Source organism: Limnohabitans sp. (assembly GCF_017848645.1).
Classification (GTDB): Bacteria; Pseudomonadota; Gammaproteobacteria; order Burkholderiales; family Burkholderiaceae_C; genus Limnohabitans_A.
Genome location: NZ_JAFEIF010000007.1, coordinates 116,175 through 132,891, shown reverse-complemented (window position 1 = coordinate 132,891; position 16,717 = coordinate 116,175). Strand labels below are relative to the sequence as shown.

The following is a 16,717-nucleotide window of genomic DNA, read 5'->3' as shown; positions in this document are numbered from 1 at the left end:
TCTCCGACCGCGATCAGGTCGGTTGTAATGGGCTCAAAGCTTGCGCACCATCTCAATGTGCGCAATCCCCGCATCCTCAAAAACCTCCCCATGCGGGGTGTAACCTGACCGTTTGTAAAACCCCTCGGCGCTGCACTGGGCGTGCAGGATCACCTCTTTGTCGCCCCGGTGCTGCGCCGCGTCCATCAGGGCGTGCAGTACGCGGCGACCCAGATCACTGCCGCGCATCTGCTTTTTGACGGCCATTCGGCCAATGCGGGACACACCGGGCGCGTGCTGAATCAAGCGGCCCGTGGCCAGGCACAGCCCCATGCGGTTCAGGGCCACGGCGTGCAAGGCGTTGTCGTCTTCGTGGTCCAACTCCATCTCGACAGGCACTTTTTGCTCCACCACAAACACCTCGTGGCGCAGCGGGCTGGCGTGTTTCTGGAAGTCGTGCCAAGAACCCACATGCACCTGCACCATGTCTTCGCCGCGCTCAAAGCCTTCGAGCATGTCACGCAAGGGCGCCGGGATGGGCTGGCTCTTTTTGGCCACCGGGTCGGCATACACATAGACCATCTCGCTGGTGATCAGCAGTTCATCGCCCCGGAAAATCGCCCCCGCAAACGTCATGGACGAGTTGCCCACCCGGTCGCAGCGCATGCACACGTCCAGAAAATCGTCCATCTCGGCGCTGGCGTGGTACTCCAGGCTGGCCTTTTTGACGAACAAATCGCCGCCCAGTTGGTGCATGGTTTCGGCATAAGGCATGGCCAGTTGCCGCCAGTATTCGGTGACGGCGGTGTCGAAATACATGAGGTAGTGACCGTTGAAAACGATCTTTTGCATGTCCACCTCCACCCAGCGCACGCGCATGCGGTGAGACAAACGGAAATCTTGGCGTTTCATAGGTTCAACTTTCAAAAGCGTGTTGCAAAGCCCGGCCCGCATCGGCATGCGCTTGCAGGGCATCGGGAATGGCGCGGCCCATGGTGATGAAACCGTGGACCACGCCTTTGTAAATCTCCAGATCGACCGCCACACCCGCCATGCGCAGCGTGTCCGCGTACTGCACGCCCTCGTCCACCAGCGGGTCGCATTCGGCCAGGCCTATCCAGGCGGCGGGGGCCAGACCCGTGTGATCGGGCGCGTTCATCGGGGCAAAGCGCCAATCGTCGCGGTCGGCTTCGTCGATGTAGTTGGCAAAAAACCAGTCCACCGTGGTCTTGTCGAGCATGAAGCCTTCTGCAAAGGTGTGGTGCGAAGCGGTGTCTTGCCGGGCGATGCAGCCGGGGTAAAACAGCAGCTGCAGGCGCAGGGGCAGGCCCGCATCACGGGCCATCAGGGCGCACACGGCGGCCAAGGTGCCGCCTGCACTGTCGCCGCCCACAGCCAATCGGGTGGTGTCCAGCCCCAGGTTCTGGCCGTTTTGCTGTAGCCAGTTCAGGGCGTCCCAGCTGTCGTGCACCGCCGTTGGAAAGCGGTGTTCAGGCGCCAGCCGGTAGTCCAGCGACACCACGGCGCAGTGCCCTTGGCGCGAGAGTTGGCGGCACAGCACGTCGTGGGTGGTGAGGCTGCCCACACTGAAGCCCCCGCCATGGATGTACAGCAGCACAGGCAAAGCGGCATCGCTGCGCGGGGCATACAGCCGGGCCGGCATGCTGTGGCCGTCGCGGGCTGGCAAGGTGATGTCTTCCACCCGGTCCACCTGGGGCGCGGGCTGCAGGTCGAGCATCGGCCCGCCGATGTCGTAAAACTCACGCGCCTGCAGTGGCGTCATGGCTGCCATAGGCGGGCGACCTGCGCGTTCAACGCGCTCGATCAGGCTGCGTGTGGCTGCATTCAACAACGATCGGGGGTTGGTGTGGTGGCTGCTCATGGGTGTGTGGGTTGTTGATGCCTGCAGGGCTGGGCGGCAGGGGCCAATTTAAACAAGAGTCAAAAAATGGGCCAACAAGGTCCGAACAAGGGTGACAGCCCTGGCGTGTTGCCAGCGCCTTCCTGCATCAAAATGGGCTTTGATCGTACAACGCCCTGCCCCGCTTTTCTGTCACTTCCGAACCGGGGCGCCAGATTGGAGTTATCGCATGTCCTTTATCAACTACGTCACCCAAATCCAGATCGACTTTGGCGCTGTCAAGCTGCTCCAGGCCGAGTGCGAACGCGTGGGCATCCGCAAACCCCTGATCGTGACCGACGCAGGCGTCAAAGCCGCTGGCGTGTTGCAAAAAGCGCTCGACGCCCTGCCGGGTCTGCCCGTCACCGTGTTTGACCAAACCCCCTCCAACCCGACCGAGGCGGCGGTTCGCGCCGCAGCGGCCATTTACAAGGCCGGCGGCTGCGACGGCCTGATCGCGGTGGGCGGCGGCTCGGCCATCGACTGCGCCAAAGGCGTGGCGATTGCTGTGAGCCACGAAGGCCCGCTCAAAACCTACGCCACCATCGAAGGCGGCTCGCTCAAGATCACCGACCGCGTGGCCCCCATCATCGCCGTGCCCACCACCAGTGGCACAGGCAGCGAAGTGGCCCGAGGCGCGATTTTGATTCTGGACGACGGGCGCAAAGTCGGTTTCCACTCCTGGTTCATCGTGCCCAAAGCGGCCATTTGCGACCCCGAACTGACTTTAGGCCTCCCGCCCATCCTGACGGCTGCGACCGGCATGGACGCGGTCGCGCACTGCATGGAAACCTTCATGGCAGCGCCCTTCAACCCGCCCGCAGACGGCATCGCGCTCGACGGCTTGGCCCGTGGTTGGGCCCACATCGAACGCGCCACGGTCAACGGCCAAGACCGCGAAGCCCGTCTGAACATGATGAGCGCCAGCATGCAAGGCGCCATGGCTTTTCAAAAAGGCTTGGGCTGCGTGCACTCGCTCAGCCACAGCCTGGGCGGCGTGAACCCGCGTCTGCACCACGGCACTTTGAACGCCATGTTTTTGCCCGCGGTGGTGAAGTTCAACGCGGCGGCTGAAAGCGTGCAAAAAGAAAACCGCCTCAACCGCATGGCCCAGGCCATGGGTCTGCAAAGCGGCTCAGACATTTCCGACGCCATCCGGGACATGTGCGCCCGCTTGAGCCTGCCCACCGGGCTGGGCGCCATGGGCGTGACCGAAAGCCTGTTTGATGCGGTGATCACCGGGGCCTTGGCCGACCACTGCCACAAGACCAACCCTCGCATCGCCTCGGCGGACGAATACCGCGACATGTTGCTGACCAGCCTGTAAGTCCGAGACCCGTCTTGTTTGGGGGCGCGCGTCCCCCCCACTGGCATGTATCAGCTCGCTGAGAATTTTTGAGCTGAGCGCGCTTTGGCCTTCTCGCGTGCCTGTGCTTTGGCCACATGCCCACGCAAAGCGGCATCCCAAGCCGACATTGCCCAGCGCACGGCCTCGGCTGGCTCGTCAAAAATCGCATCGGGTGCAGACCAGTAAGACAAGGCTACGTCTTTGCCCTTCATGGGGTAAGTGAACCGCGTCAAGTTCAGCGCTTCAAAGTCGGCCCGGTTCACCGCGTCTGCCTTCAGGTACAGGCGCTTGTCCATAACGATGGCGAACATCAAGCACTCGTAGTACAGGCCATGTCCGCCAAACATGCGGCGGGAGTTGACCTGGCCCCACTTTTCCAACAGCTCCTGAACGAAGCCGATGAATTCACTCAAAGGCTGCCTCGGCCGTGCTCGGCGTGGTACTTCTGGGCAGTTTCCCAAGCCACCGCTTGTAGGTGCGCGGCTACGTCAGCGGGCAGACCTGCGGTGTACTTGCTGCCGATCGGGTTGATTTTGAACACCGAAGCCAGCACCGTGCTGGCGCCCAAGTAGGTGCCCTGCAAAGTCGGGTGGCGCTTGTCACCAATGATGAGCGGGATGTCTGGGCGTTTGGCCATGGATGCGGCAAAAGCCAGGCCAGCCGGGACTACCAACGCGTTGTTGGCCTTGCCCACTTTGGTGTATTCGGCCGCCAAGGGCTCGGTCATGTCCGGTTTGTCCGAGTACGCCCAGGACATGAACAAGATGGGCTCTGCGCCATGCTGACGCGCCGTGGCGCTGTGCTTTTTGGCAAATTCATGAAAAACCGATTGCAGTTTGGGGTGGATGGGGCACTGGCTGCAGTCCATCATCATCACCGCATCAAAAGGCTTGTCAAAGGTGTTGAAGCGCACCTCGTTGTCGCCCACAAACGAATAACTGGACACGCCGCCGGGCTTGAAATAAGCCGCCACATCGTGCCAGTTGATGCCCGAGCCGCTGATGGTGGCTGACACGTTGCGCACACTGCGCTTGCCATTGTCGGCCGCGCCCGCCATCAATTGGCCCAAGTGCCCATGCATCGAATTGTTGTAATAAAAAAAGCTGTTGCCCACCCACAGCATGCTGCGCAGTGGTGCTGTTGCGGTTTGGGCGGGTGGCTTGGACGTGCTGACGGCAGGCCCCGTGCTGGGCAGTGTGCTGCAAGCCGCCAAAACACCAGTGACCAGCAGCAAGCCGGGTGTACGCATCCAGTTCATGTTTTTCCAATCGATAGAAGTGAAACCAGAACCAGTGTGTAACAGTGCACCCTAACCGCCTGTCACTTTGGTTCAAAGGCTGTCGTGATGGGGCATCTTGGCCCCCACATGCAGCTCGCCTCGCGCTTCGGCCAGCTCGACCTGGCGCTGGCGCTCAGCCAGTTTGACCTTTTGCTCAGGCGTGCGCTGGTCGTGGCAGTGGTCACAGCTCACGCCCAGCACGTAGTTCGCCGACAGTTTGTCCTGCTCGCTCAAGGGCCAGCGGCAGGAGCGGCACAACTCATGGTGTCCCAAGCCAAGGCCATGGCCCACGCTCACGCGCTCATCAAACACGAAGCACTCGCCCTCCCAAGTGCTTTGCTCGGGCGGTATTTCTTCCAGGTACTTGAGGATGCCGCCTTCAAGGTGATACACCTCGTCAAAGCCGCGCATCTTCATGAGCGCGGTGGATTTCTCGCAGCGGATGCCCCCCGTGCAGAACATGGCCACCTTGGTCTTTTTGGCGGCTTCGCCTTGCAAATGGGGCTGCGCGTCCAGCCAGGCGGGCAGCTGCACAAAGTTCTTGATGTTCGGGTTGACCGCGCCCTTGAAGGTGCCAATGGCCACCTCGTAGTCGTTGCGTGTGTCGATGACCACCACATCCGGGTCAGCCAGCAAGGCGTTCCAGTCGGCAGGCTTGACGTACTGGCCCACGGTCTTGTTGGGGTCCAACTCGGGCACGCGCAAAGTCACGATCTCTTTTTTGAGCTTGACCTTCATGCGGGTGAACGGCGGCTTGGGGCTCCAGGACTCTTTGTGCACCAGGCTGGCCAGGCGCGGATCGGCCCGCAAAAACGCCAGCACGGTGCGGATGCCCGCTTCTGGCCCGGCAATCGTGCCGTTGATGCCCTCGTGGGCCAAGAGCAAAGTGCCCTTGACTTCGTTGTCTTCGCAACAGGCTTGCAAAGGGGCTTGGAGGGCCTCGAAATCGGGCAAATCGACAAATTTGTAGAGGGCGGCGGTGAGATAAATGGCATTGGAAGACATGCCGTAATTATCCATGCCAACAAGGGCAGGTTTTTTCGTGAACGACGAGCTTCAGGAATGGTGAACAGTGGCCAAGGGCAAGAACAGGGTCAGCGGTGAGTCGGGCAAGGCGATGAAACCATGATGACTGTAAAAAGCAGCTGCCGCCTCGTCCTTGGCGTCCACGACCAGGGCGAAGGCGGCAATCTCGGAGCGAGCGGCTCGGTCAAGCGCATCGGCCAGCAAAGCACCACCCAGACCTTGGCCCTTGAATTCATGATCGACGGCCAGGCGGCCCATGCGCACGGCGGGCACCGTCGGGTAGCGCGGCAGCTTCTTGCGGGTGCTGGCCGGCAGATCGGCCAGATACAGGCTGGCCGAGGCCAAGGTGTAGTACCCCGCAATGCGCTGCTCTTCTGCCAAGGCCACAAAGCAGGCGGCGACGCGACGGCGAATGTCCTGAGTGGCTTGCTCGCGCAGGTAGCGATTGAGCGGCTCCGAATCGCAATGGAACTTGGCGCGGTCATGCGCCCCATCCAGCGGGGCCAGCAGGAACGGGGCGCGGCTCATTCAGAACGCAGCAGCTTGCTGCGGCGACTGAAGGCACGCTCCAAAGCCGGAGCTGGTTTGGGTGGCGACAGCAGCGATTGCGCAAAACAGGCTTGATCGGCCTGCGACAGCCGAATGACATCCGCTTGTTCGATGGCCTGATGTGCGGCTGCCTGCACGGCAGACACTACAAAATCGGTCATGGTGCGGCCCTGAAGCTCGGCGGCACGCTTGAGCATGGCATGCAAATCGGTGCTGATTCGGGCTTCGAGGCGGGCGGTAGAAATGGCTGCGGGCATGATGGTGACCTCCTGATGCGAGGATACGGCAGTTTGCCGTATGGATCAAGATGAGGCCTGTTATGCGCCTCTTTCACTCGTCAGGCGTCCGTGCTGGCACTGAGAATGGCCTTAACCTTGTAAAGATACCGGGCGACTTGGACGCAGAACCCTTCAATTTCCATTGTGGGAATCTGCACGTCCGGGACCATGATGGTCATCGCTCCAGCTGCATGCGCTGCTCTGACGCCGTTGAATGAGTCTTCGAGCGCAACGCACGATGCAGGTGCCGAGCCGAGCATGCTCATGGCTTTAAAGTAAACGTCTGGGTACGGCTTCCCTTGTGCAACATCGTCTCGGGCTGCCACGATCTGAAAGTAGGGACTCAAACCCGTTGCATCCAGATGGTGCCGCGCCTCTGCATGTTTCATCGACGTTGCGATGGCGAGTGGGACTTTTTGGGAGGAAAGGTACTTTGCCAAGTCTGCAGCGCCAGGCTTTAGAGGAACCCGTCCGCCGAGTAGTGGTTCCAATCGGGTATTCATTGCCTTCAGATAGTTTGTTATCGGAAAGCCCAGATCATGGTCGTCGATTAGTCGGGCTTTCAGTTCACTTCCGAGTAGGCCAACCAGCGAGAGGACATAGCTGTGAGTGATGTTAACGCCAACGTCCTGACCGGCCTGCACCATCGCTTCTGCATAAAGTGGAACGGTGTCAAGTAAAAGGCCATCCATATCAAAGATGACAGCGCTGATTGGACGAGGTAGCAACATGTTGATCGAATGACAGATCAGAGCGCATCGAACTGGAGAAGGTCATGCAGTACACCGGAGGGGTCGCGGAACTTCACCACAACACCGACCGGACATCTTTGAGGCTCTGTGTCGACCAACTCGCCCCCCGCTTCAACGACACTGCGCATGGCTGCTCGTATGTCGGTGGTTTGAAATGAAAGAACGGTTGTGGGTGCCTCTGGATGCAGCCCTTCAATTTGCTCGAGGATGAGCGTCGTTGATCCTGTCTTGAGCTGGGCAATGCACGGCCCATAGCGTGCCTTGACCTCATAGCCCAAGCCGTCGCTGTAGAAGCGGATTGCCCGCTCCAGATCGGATACGAAGATGGTCTGAACACATATCGGAAGCATGTAGGTCTCCAATTTTCGCGAAAAGTTTTTGCGGTCTAACGTCATGAATCCCGCAAAACCTGCGGAATAAAACCGGATCAGTCGGACACATCAGCCCGGCCAATCATCGGCAAGCCTCTTGCAAACTGGCTTGCTTGTAAAAGAGCTGGATAAATAACCAAAAATAAATTTGCCATGAAATCCACCAGCCCTTTTTGGCAGCCCACCCGCCTGTTTGATCAGTTGCGGAAGTTTGTGACCCCCCACCACTATAGCTGCGAGACTGGAAATGTTAATTCTATTTATTGCAATTTTTGGATTGATCGGCTCATGAAGTGGGGCCAAAGCGTCACCCAGGGGTTGTGTGGGCAAATGAGGTCATGGCATTTGGACCATGCTGGCCGCCGACCGGCAGGTGTCCAGCTGCACACATAACCAGGCACTGTCGGCCTTGCTCTTTTTGTATAAAGACGTTCTTCAGAGCGGCAACACGTCTTGCGCTCTACCCTGCCCGACCCACTGCGCAAACTCATCCGCCATCTGCTGCGCGGCGCTGGCAGCCGCATTCCACACCTTCACCCGCGCCGCCAAATCCCGGTCGTAGGTCATGAAGTCCTTGCGGTCGGGCAATTTGCCGTTTGGCAGGGTTTTGACCCATTCAGGGTTGGGGGCCAACACGATGGTGCTGTCCAGAAACGGTGTTGCGCCGTGCCGCCACTTGAGTGCTTTGTCGAGCCAGCCGGGCACCACGTGTTGCTGGAAGTGCGGGTACAGCACGATGGCGCGCTCGGGCCCTCGGGTGGGCGCGGTCCAGTTCAGGTGCAGGTGGTAGTCGGTGATGCCGCCATCCCAATACGCGCCTGTCGGAGCGCCAGGAATGTCTTGCACGGCTTTCAGGGCAAACGGGATCGAACAGCTGGCTTGCAGCGCGGGCATGAAGTTGCCTTCGGTCAGGCCCACGGCGCGGGTGCGAAAGTCTTGGGCGGCAAACGGCAAAGCCGCGCCCTGCCCTGAAAACACCACCCGCTCCAGCCAGCCGCCCAAGGCCCTGCGGTGCACGGCGTTGCTCAAAAATGCCCCCGCATAGCCCAGTGGCGTGGCCAGAGGGTGTTCGCGGTGCAGGATGTGCAGCCCGCGTGAGGTGACGATGTGCAGGCGGTAACGCGGGTGGCTCAGCACCTCGCCAATGCGGCCGCCGTAAAACGCTTGCAGGCTGTGTCCAAACGCATCGCTCACCTGCTCGGCGCTCACGCGCTTTTTGCCCGGCAGCGGTTCGTAATGCTGGTGGATGTAGTCGTGTTCCAGCCGATCAAACGCGGCCACCGGCTCGTTCAGGCAAGCGGTAGCCATGCGCCAGGCGCCAATCGATGCGCCCACCAGGTCCACAGGTTGCGAGCTTTGGGCCAGCCAATCGCCAAAAATGAAGCGATCCAGAGGCCCCAGGATCAGGCCTTTGGGGCCACCGGCAGCGCCCGGAATCACGCCAATGTGCTCGGGCCGCAGACCATTTTCTCGGATGTGGGCCAAAGCCTTGGGGCCGGCGTGTATGTGAAGGGCTTGCATGGTGGGGTCAGTGGCTCAAAGGGGTGTTCAATGCACGGGGCTGCGGTAGGCGCGGCCCAAGCGCTCAGCCAAGGATTGCAGACGCAGGTCCAGCGACCACAGCACGGCCCCTTGACTCAGGCAGGTGGCGGCCAAGAGTTGCAGGTCGACCCAGCCGCAACCGCGCCCAAAAAGCTGCTCGCGCTCCATGAAATCCAGCATCTCCGGCAAGCTGGCTTGTTGGGCAGCTTGTAAGGATGCCAAATCGGCCAAGGTTTGAGCACGCCGGGGCGGCGTGCCGCAAGCGATTTCGCCCAAAATGCAGGGATGGATCAACACCCGATCCTGCACCAGCAACTGCACCAAGGCCTCATTGCCGCGCCTGAAATGGTCCACCCACACCGAGGTGTCCACCAAAACAGGCGTCATGCGGGCAAGTCCTGCGCACGTCGGGGAATGTCGGGCATGTCCACTTGGGTGCCGCCCAGTGCGGCCAGGCGTTTGGCCGCTTGCGTGCGGACAAAGGCCTTGATGGCCTCACGAAACAAATCGGCCTTGTCCATGGACGGGTCGGCCACTTCCAAAGCCCTTTGGTAGAGCTGGTCGTCAATGGTCACGGTGGTTCGCATCACAGGCTCCAAGCATCAAATAAGGTGCAATTATGCATCTCACTGGATGACTTGGAGTGATCAGAGTGAAGACCCTTATTTCTTCAAGCCCTGCAGTTTGGCAAACGCACTGGCCATGGCAGAACCTGCCCCGGCTGCGGGGGGCGAGGTGTAACCACCACCGCCGCCGCGCTGCCGGTTGTCCCGCCCTGCCCCTTCAAACTTGTTGTCACGGGGACCATCTCGTCTGGCGGGTGCTGCGTCGAGCTTCATGGTCAAGCTGATGCGTTTGCGGGCCACGTCGACTTCGAGCACTTTGACCTTGACGATGTCGCCGGTCTTGACCACTTCGCGAGCGTCGGTCACGAACTTATTGGCCAGCTGGCTCACATGGACCAGGCCGTCCTGGTGCACGCCCAGGTCCACAAACGCGCCAAACTGGGCCACGTTGCTCACGGTGCCTTCCAGGGTCATGCCCTCTTTCAGGTCCTTGATGTCTTCCACGCCGTCGGCCAGGCGGGCCACTTTGAAGTCGGGACGCGGGTCGCGGCCGGGTTTTTCCAGCTCACCCAAGATGTCTTTGATGGTGATCGCACCGAATTTGTCGTTCGCAAACAGCTCGGGCTTGAGCGTTTTGAGCACGTCCGAGCGGCCCATGATCTCTTGAATGGGCTTGGCGGTCTTGACGATGATCTGCTCGACCACCGGGTAGGTTTCGGGGTGCACGCCCGTCATGTCCAGCGGGTTGTCGCCGCCGCGAATGCGCAAAAAGCCCGCACTTTGTTCGAAGGTCTTGGCACCCAAGCCGGTCACTTTGAGCAAATCCTGGCGGGTTTTGAACACGCCATTGGCATCGCGCCAGCGCACCACCGACTTGGCCACGCTGGCCGACAAACCCGACACGCGGGTCAGCAAGGGGACGCTTGCGGTATTCAGGTCCACGCCCACCGAGTTCACGCAGTCTTCCACCACCGCGTCCAGCGTTTTGGCCAGCTCGCTTTGGTTCACGTCGTGCTGGTACTGGCCCACACCAATCGCTTTGGGGTCGATCTTGACCAGCTCAGACAGCGGGTCTTGCAGGCGGCGGGCAATGGATGCCGCGCCGCGCAGGCTCACGTCCACATCGGGCATTTCTTGGCTGGCGAATTCGCTGGCCGAGTACACCGAAGCACCCGCCTCGCTGACCACCACTTTCTGAATCTCGACGCCATCCCGCAGGCGGGCCAGTTGCTTGATCAAGTCACCGGCCAGTTTGTCGGTCTCGCGGCTGGCCGTGCCGTTGCCAATCGCGATCAGGTTCACGTTGTGCTTTTCGCAGAGCTTGGCCAGGGTGAAGAGCGAGCCTTCCCAGTCCTTGCGGGGCTCGTGTGGGTACACCGTGGAGGTGTCGACCAATTTGCCGGTGGCATCCACCACGGCCACTTTCACGCCCGTGCGGATGCCCGGGTCCAGGCCCATGACCACGCGCGGGCCTGCGGGCGCGGCCAGCAACAGGTCGCGCAGGTTGTCGCTGAAGACCTTGATGGCAACTTTTTCGGCCTCTTCGCGCAAGCGGGCAAACAAATCCCGCTCAGTGGACAGGCTCAGTTTCACGCGCCAAGTCCAGGCCACACATTTGCGGATCAGGTCATCCGAGGGGCGGGCCGCATGGCTCCAGCCCAGGTGCATGGCAATCTTGCCTTCGGCGATGCTGGGTTTGCCGGGTTCAGGCTCCACGGGCAGCACCAGTTTGGCGTCGAGTATTTCCAAAGCGCGACCGCGAAACACAGCCAAAGCCCGGTGGCTGGGCACACGGCCAATCGGCTCGTCGTAGTCAAAGTAATCGCGGAACTTGGCCACATCGGCGTTGTTCTCGTCTTTGCCGTCGGCCAGTTTGCTTTTGAACAGGCCTTCGTTCCACAGCCATTCGCGCAGGACTTGCACCAAAGACGCGTCTTCGGCCCATCGCTCGCTCAGCAAATCACGCACGCCGTCGAGCACAGCGGCGGTGCTGGTGAAATCTGCCCCTTCAATCGCGCCTGCAGGCAGCACAAAGGCTTGCGCCTCGGCATGCGGGTCGAGGCGTGGGTCTGCAAACAGCTTGTCGGCCAGCGGCTCCAGCCCGGCTTCGCGGGCGATCATGCCCTTGGTGCGGCGCTTGGGCTTGAAGGGCAAATACAGGTCTTCCAGTTCTTGTTTGGTGGGCGCGGCATCGATGGCGGCCAACAACTCGGGCGTCATCTTGCCCTGCTCGGTGATGCTCTTGATCACGGCTGCGCGACGGTCTTCCAGCTCACGCAAATAGCCCAAGCGCGACTCCAGCTCACGCAGCTGGATGTCGTCCAGACCGCCTGTGACCTCTTTGCGGTAACGGGCGATGAAAGGGACGGTGGCGCCTCCGTCCAGCAATTCCACGGCGGTTTTGACTTGGTCAGGGCGAATTCGGATTTCTGCGGCCAGTTGGGCCAGGATTTTTTGCATGTCTGAGTCGGCGCTGTTGGAGCGCCTCAAGGGTCAAAGGGCGTGAGTGTGCCACAGCCCTTTGGCTGCTTCGGCCCGTTTGGATTCGCTAACTGCCTGACGTGAATGCCACACACAACAGGCTTGACAGAGGGGGTCTGTGATACCCCAACCACCATGGAGGCCCGCTGAAACCATAAAAAATATGAATTAGAAATGGGTAACTTTGAATTTGCTGAAAAATTGCCGAAAAACAACGTTTATGCCTATTTAACCAACAAATTTGACACTGAACTAGCAAATACGTAAACTCTCGATCATTGTTGGTTTTAACGATTAAGGGAGTAAAAATGATGATCTCTGGCAAAAGCATGATTCGTAGCACTTTTCGTCGTTTGGCAATTTTGGCCTCGGCCGGTGCGCTGATGGTATTGACCGGTTGCGCTTCGGTGCAGGGCCCGAGTTTGCCCGTTTCCGAATTGGAATCCTTTGTCCCAGTCCCTCATCACGCGCGGCTGATGAACGATGTCAAAGTGCGCTGGGAAGTTCGCGAGAATGTGGCCGAGGTTTGTGGCCGTGCCGCCAAAATCAGCGCCGCTCAAGCTTGGATGACACCGCCCTTAGCCTGCGCCATGTGGAACGTGGCCAGCAAGGAGTGCGTGATCATCACAGGCAAAAGAGTCTCCCACGTTGAGCTGGGTCATGAGTTGCGTCACTGCTTTGAGGGCAACTTCCACCGCTGAGTTTCCTGAGTCCTGGACAGCAAATGAAGATTCCAAATTGATGTCCTAGAAATTAAACATTGGAATTGATAAATGTTAATTTTGAAATACAATTCGCCAAAATTTATTTCTGATTCATGCATTCGTCTGTCTCGACTCCTCTTCTTTTCCAGTCCGCATGGCTTCGCTTGCTGTCTGTGATCGCTTTGGTGATCGGATTGAGCGCTTGTCAAAACGCATCAAAACACCAAGTGTCCAGCCTGGAATTTTTGCCCTTCAACGTGAAGCCGGCGAACTATCGGATCATGAACCAAGTGCGCATCAATTGGGAGGTGCGTGCAGACGTCGCGCACTTTTGCGCACATGCCAAAAGCATGGGTCGAGAACAATCGTATTTAACGCCCCCCATGGGCTGCGCCATTTGGGACATTCTCAAAGGCGAATGCACCGTGGTGACAGGCCCCGTGACCAGCCATGTGGCCTTGGGCCATGAATTGCGGCACTGCTTTGAAGGGCACTTTCACCGTTGACCGGCATTCACCCCCGCATTCAGCGGGTTCAGCTGGCGCGCAGTGCCCGGCGCAATCCCTCGCCCACATCGGGCCGCGCCGCAAAGGGGTCTGGTGGGTTGATGCCCTGAACAATCGCCTCCATGCGGCTTTGCACATTGCCCAGTGCTTGAGGGTGGCTGTAGATGTAAAACTGACCGCTGGCCATGGCATCAAACACTTTTTGAGCGACATCGGCGGCTGACACCTTGCCACTGCTGACAGCTTTGTCGCTTTGTGCCTGACCAATCAACTGGCTGGCTGTGGGCTTTTCGGGTGGCAAGTCACTCGGGCGGTTTCGGTGGCTTTGGCTGATGCCGGTGGGCACAAAGTAAGGACACAGCACACTCGCGCTGACCTGGTCAGACACCAGCTGCAAGTCTTGGTAGAGGGTTTCGGTCAAAGACACGACAGCGTGTTTGCTCACGTTGTAAATGCCCATGTTGGGGGGGGTGAGCAAACCGGCCATGCTGGCGGTGTTGACGATGTGGCCTTGGTAAGCCGGATCGGCCTTGGCGGCTTCGAGCATCATGGGGGTGAACAGGCGCACGCCGTGCACCACGCCCCAGAGGTTGACGCCCAGCACCCATTCCCAGTCGGCTACCGAGTTTTCCCAAACCAGGCCCCCTGCCCCCACGCCCGCGTTGTTGAACACGACGTGTGGTGCGCCAAAACGAGCCTTCACGTCGGCAGCCAACTGCTCCATGGCCGCCGCATTCGACACATCCACCTTGCGCGCCAGCACCTGAGCGCCTTGGGCGGTCATCTCGGCTTCGGCTTTGTCGAGGGCGTCTTGCTGCACGTCCACCAGGACCAGGTTCATGCCCAGCTTTACGCCGATGCGGGCGCACTCCAACCCGAAGCCCGAACCCGCTCCGGTCAGCACAGCGGTTTTGCCTTGGAAGTTCTCGATCATGGGGAAACCTTTTTGAGTGTGAACCCGACACGCGGGAAATGGACATGGACGTTGCCCGCACGGTCATCGGTGCGGCGCAGGGTGTAACGGGTGCGGGTGGCCGCGATCAGCTCGCCCTCGGTGGGCTCCAGGCCAAAGTTGTCGGCCGCGATCACCACCGCACTGCCCAGCGCGATGCCGTGATCGTCCTGAAACACCTCAGTGGGCACAGGCGCAGGCGTGGCGCTGCGGGCCACATGCAAAGCTTCCTCGGCGCTGCATTTGCCGGGCTTGCCGTGCCCGATAGCCTGCATGCGGGCCATCCAGGCTGGGATATCGGGCGTGGCGTCAAAAATGCTGGCCAATACTGGCGTGCGTTCTTGCGTGAACCACAGCGGGTGGTAGACCGCAAAATCGGCCACACAAGGCTGGTCGCCGAACAAAAAGTCTTGCCCGTGCAGCATGTTGGCGATGCGCCGCAGATAACTTTTGTACGTGCCAGTGGCGTCGGCTGACGCCATGCGGGCCGCGCCGCCGCGCATGGCGGTGCGGTCGGCCACAAAGGCCTGCACGCCCTCAGCAGGCGCACCTGCAAAGACTTGCGCCACGCCAGCAGGCTGAAAGTTGTAGGCCATGGCGGCGGTGAACAAGGCGCTGTCGGCCCACTGCGCCACGATCCTGGCAGCACCCTTCACGGCGTCTGGATAGATCGTTGGCGTGGGGGCCAGCTGCTCCAGCACATCGCAAATGAGTGCCGTGTCGCAGTAAATGTCCGCACCGATCTGCAGCACCGGCGTTTTGCGGTAACCGCCCGTGAGCGCCGTCAGGTCGGGCTTGGGCATGATCATCGGGATGAACACGCTCTTCCAGGCCAGTTGCTTGAGGCCCAGAATCAGGCGGACCTTTTCTGCAAACGGCGACGTGGGGTAATGGTGCAGGATCAGATCGGACATGGGGCCTGGCCTCAGATCAGTTTGACCAGCTGCTTGCCAAAGTTCTTGCCTTTGAGCAGACCCAAGAAGGCCTCAGGCGCAGCGGCCAGGCCCTGCGCCACGGATTCGCGAGGGCGCAAAGTGCCCGTGCCGACCAGGGTGCCGAGTTCTTGCAGGGCTTCGGGCCAGACTTCCATGTGCTCGCTGACGATGAAGCCTTCGATCTTCATGCGGTTGACCAGAATCAAGGCGGGGTTGGCCATGGGCAGGGGCGCACCGTCGTAGCCGGCGATCATGCCGCACACCGCAATGCGGGCGAACGCGTTGGTGCGCAGCATCACCGCGTCAAGCACCATGCCACCCACGTTTTCAAAGTGACCGTCGATGCCGTTCGGGCAGGCTTCGCGCAGCGCTTTGGACAGGCTAAGGTAATCCTTGTGCTCCTTGTAGTCGATGCAGGCGTCAAAGCCCAGCTCCTTGACCACGTAGTCACACTTGTCTTTGCCGCCTGCAATGCCGACCACGCGGCAGCCGCGGGCCTTGGCCAATGCGCCATAAGCACTGCCCACCGCACCGCTGGCGGCGCTCACGGTCACGGTCTCGCCTGCTTTGGGGTTGATGATCTTGACCAGGCCGTACCAGGCGGTCACGCCGGGCATGCCCACAGCGCCCAGGTAGTGCGACAGCGGCACATGGGTGGTGTCGACCTTGCGCAGCGCGCCGATCACATTGGCATCCACCACGCTGTATTCCTGCCAGCCACCCATACCCACCACTTGGTCACCGGCTTTGAACTTGGGGTGCAGGCTTTCGACCACCTCACCGACAGTGCCGCCAATCATGACTTGACCCAGGGGCTGGGGCACAGCGTAGCTCTTGCTCTCGTTCATGCGGCCGCGCATGTAGGGGTCCAGGCTCATGTAGTGGTGTTTGACCAGCACTTGACCCTCTTGCAAGGCAGGAATGGGAGCTTCGACCAGTTTGAAGTTGGCCACAGTGGCTTCGCCTTGAGGACGGTTGTCGAGCACGATTTGGTGATTGAGGGGCATGGTGTTTTCCTGTGGGGTAAAAAAATGGGCGGTGGTTGATCGCGGTCAGAGACCGCTCCTACGGGGTTCTGTGTAGGAGCGGTCGCTGACCGCGAATGATGTTGTGGTCATGGCTCAGTCGGTGGATGGACTCTGCGCCTCGCGCCGAGCCACGTATTTGAAGGTGCCGGTCGCCGTGGCGCACAGCTGACCTGCGTTGTCGTAGATGCGGCCCTCGGTGAAGGCCATGCTTCGAGTGCGGTGTTGCAGATGTCCTTTGCCCACCAACATTTGACCAGCAGGCACTTTGGCCGGGCGCATGAAGGTGGTTTTCATCTCAATGGTGACCACACCCATGTTGGGGTCCACACTGCGTGCGGCCGTGGCCATGATCACGTCCAGAAAAGTCATGACGGCACCACCGTGTGTGACGTCGAAGGAATTGAGGTGTTCGGGGCGAGGCGCGAAATGCAGCTCAGACTCACCGCCTTCAAACTTCTCCAAGGTGAAGCCCAGATGCTCCACGAACGGAATGTGGGCGCCAAAAGGGATGCTCATGTCCA

At 60.2% G+C, this 16,717-nt stretch carries 21 protein-coding genes; 3 read left to right on the top strand and 18 right to left on the bottom strand.

Features of this window, described 5'->3' with window-relative positions; all coding sequences use genetic code 11:
• Positions 1–33: 33 nt before the first annotated feature.
• Both QZ190_RS02630 and QZ190_RS02625 read right to left on the bottom strand, forming a co-directional pair.
• Positions 34–891, bottom strand: coding sequence for a YbgC/FadM family acyl-CoA thioesterase (locus tag QZ190_RS02630; protein ID WP_291913158.1), 858 nt, complete (start codon positions 889–891; stop codon positions 34–36).
• A 4-nt stretch (positions 892–895) separates the two neighbouring features.
• Complete coding sequence (locus QZ190_RS02625) at positions 896–1,861, bottom strand: alpha/beta hydrolase (protein WP_291913157.1); 966 nt, start codon at positions 1,859–1,861, stop codon at positions 896–898.
• Positions 1,862–2,069: 208 nt separating this feature from the next.
• Between QZ190_RS02625 and QZ190_RS02620 the strand changes: the two genes are divergently transcribed.
• Complete coding sequence (locus QZ190_RS02620; protein WP_291913156.1) at positions 2,070–3,206, top strand: iron-containing alcohol dehydrogenase; 1,137 nt, start codon at positions 2,070–2,072, stop codon at positions 3,204–3,206.
• A 50-nt stretch (positions 3,207–3,256) separates the two neighbouring features.
• Here the strand turns inward: QZ190_RS02620 and QZ190_RS02615 are convergent, their stop codons facing one another.
• From QZ190_RS02615 to QZ190_RS02560, 12 genes are all read right to left on the bottom strand, one after another.
• Positions 3,257–3,640, bottom strand: coding sequence for a TfoX/Sxy family protein (locus QZ190_RS02615; protein WP_291913155.1), 384 nt, complete (start codon positions 3,638–3,640; stop codon positions 3,257–3,259).
• Positions 3,637–4,485: a hypothetical protein gene (locus QZ190_RS02610; RefSeq protein WP_291913154.1), complete on the bottom strand. Its 849-nt coding sequence runs from the start codon at positions 4,483–4,485 to the stop codon at positions 3,637–3,639. The genes QZ190_RS02615 and QZ190_RS02610 overlap by 4 nt, the downstream gene beginning before the upstream one ends.
• Before the next feature lie 72 nt (positions 4,486–4,557).
• Positions 4,558–5,511, bottom strand: a complete 954-nt coding sequence (locus QZ190_RS02605) for a rhodanese-related sulfurtransferase (protein ID WP_291913152.1) — start codon at positions 5,509–5,511, stop codon at positions 4,558–4,560.
• A gap of 51 nt (positions 5,512–5,562) precedes the next feature.
• Entirely contained in the window at positions 5,563–6,060 is a 498-nt protein-coding gene (locus QZ190_RS02600; RefSeq protein ID WP_291913151.1) for a GNAT family N-acetyltransferase, read from the bottom strand.
• Positions 6,057–6,338, bottom strand: coding sequence for a DUF1778 domain-containing protein (locus QZ190_RS02595; protein ID WP_291913148.1), 282 nt, complete (start codon positions 6,336–6,338; stop codon positions 6,057–6,059). The genes QZ190_RS02600 and QZ190_RS02595 overlap by 4 nt, the downstream gene beginning before the upstream one ends.
• 80 nt (positions 6,339–6,418) lie before the next feature.
• Positions 6,419–7,090: an HAD family phosphatase gene (locus QZ190_RS02590; protein ID WP_291913146.1), complete on the bottom strand. Its 672-nt coding sequence runs from the start codon at positions 7,088–7,090 to the stop codon at positions 6,419–6,421.
• Positions 7,091–7,107: 17 nt separating this feature from the next.
• On the bottom strand, positions 7,108–7,506 hold the full coding sequence (locus QZ190_RS02585; protein ID WP_291913143.1) for a VOC family protein: 399 nt from the start codon (positions 7,504–7,506) through the stop codon (positions 7,108–7,110).
• Positions 7,507–7,551: 45 nt separating this feature from the next.
• Positions 7,552–7,785, bottom strand: coding sequence for a hypothetical protein (locus tag QZ190_RS02580; RefSeq protein ID WP_291913142.1), 234 nt, complete (start codon positions 7,783–7,785; stop codon positions 7,552–7,554).
• A gap of 132 nt (positions 7,786–7,917) precedes the next feature.
• Positions 7,918–9,003, bottom strand: coding sequence for a phospholipase (locus QZ190_RS02575; RefSeq protein WP_291913139.1), 1,086 nt, complete (start codon positions 9,001–9,003; stop codon positions 7,918–7,920).
• A 27-nt stretch (positions 9,004–9,030) separates the two neighbouring features.
• Positions 9,031–9,411, bottom strand: a complete 381-nt coding sequence (locus tag QZ190_RS02570) for a VapC toxin family PIN domain ribonuclease (protein ID WP_291913136.1) — start codon at positions 9,409–9,411, stop codon at positions 9,031–9,033.
• Positions 9,408–9,611 carry a type II toxin-antitoxin system VapB family antitoxin gene (locus QZ190_RS02565; protein ID WP_053176160.1) on the bottom strand — a complete coding sequence of 68 codons (204 nt, stop codon included), beginning with the start codon at positions 9,609–9,611 and terminating at the stop codon, positions 9,408–9,410. The genes QZ190_RS02570 and QZ190_RS02565 overlap by 4 nt, the downstream gene beginning before the upstream one ends.
• 75 nt (positions 9,612–9,686) lie before the next feature.
• Entirely contained in the window at positions 9,687–12,050 is a 2,364-nt protein-coding gene (locus QZ190_RS02560) for a Tex family protein (protein WP_291913134.1), read from the bottom strand.
• Positions 12,051–12,352: 302 nt separating this feature from the next.
• Here QZ190_RS02560 and QZ190_RS02555 point away from each other — a divergent pair, with 302 nt between their 5' ends.
• The gene (locus QZ190_RS02555) at positions 12,353–12,772 is read left to right on the top strand and encodes a hypothetical protein (RefSeq protein ID WP_291913132.1); all 420 of its coding nucleotides are present in this window, start codon (positions 12,353–12,355) and stop codon (positions 12,770–12,772) included.
• Positions 12,773–13,056: 284 nt separating this feature from the next.
• On the top strand, positions 13,057–13,281 hold the full coding sequence (locus QZ190_RS02550) for a hypothetical protein (RefSeq protein ID WP_291913130.1): 225 nt from the start codon (positions 13,057–13,059) through the stop codon (positions 13,279–13,281).
• 28 nt (positions 13,282–13,309) lie between these two features.
• On the opposite strand, the gene QZ190_RS02545 is transcribed toward QZ190_RS02550, so the two are convergent.
• The 4 genes from QZ190_RS02545 to QZ190_RS02530 form a co-directional block, all read right to left on the bottom strand.
• Positions 13,310–14,215 carry an SDR family oxidoreductase gene (locus QZ190_RS02545; protein WP_291913129.1) on the bottom strand — a complete coding sequence of 302 codons (906 nt, stop codon included), beginning with the start codon at positions 14,213–14,215 and terminating at the stop codon, positions 13,310–13,312.
• A complete protein-coding gene (locus QZ190_RS02540; RefSeq protein ID WP_291913127.1) occupies positions 14,212–15,147 on the bottom strand; it encodes a glutathione S-transferase family protein in 936 nt (311 codons plus the stop codon). Before QZ190_RS02540 ends, QZ190_RS02545 begins: the two co-directional genes overlap by 4 nt.
• A gap of 11 nt (positions 15,148–15,158) precedes the next feature.
• Positions 15,159–16,175: an NADP-dependent oxidoreductase gene (locus tag QZ190_RS02535; RefSeq protein WP_291913126.1), complete on the bottom strand. Its 1,017-nt coding sequence runs from the start codon at positions 16,173–16,175 to the stop codon at positions 15,159–15,161.
• A gap of 114 nt (positions 16,176–16,289) precedes the next feature.
• The gene (locus QZ190_RS02530; RefSeq protein WP_291913123.1) at positions 16,290–16,712 is read right to left on the bottom strand and encodes a PaaI family thioesterase; all 423 of its coding nucleotides are present in this window, start codon (positions 16,710–16,712) and stop codon (positions 16,290–16,292) included.
• Positions 16,713–16,717 lie beyond the last annotated feature (5 nt).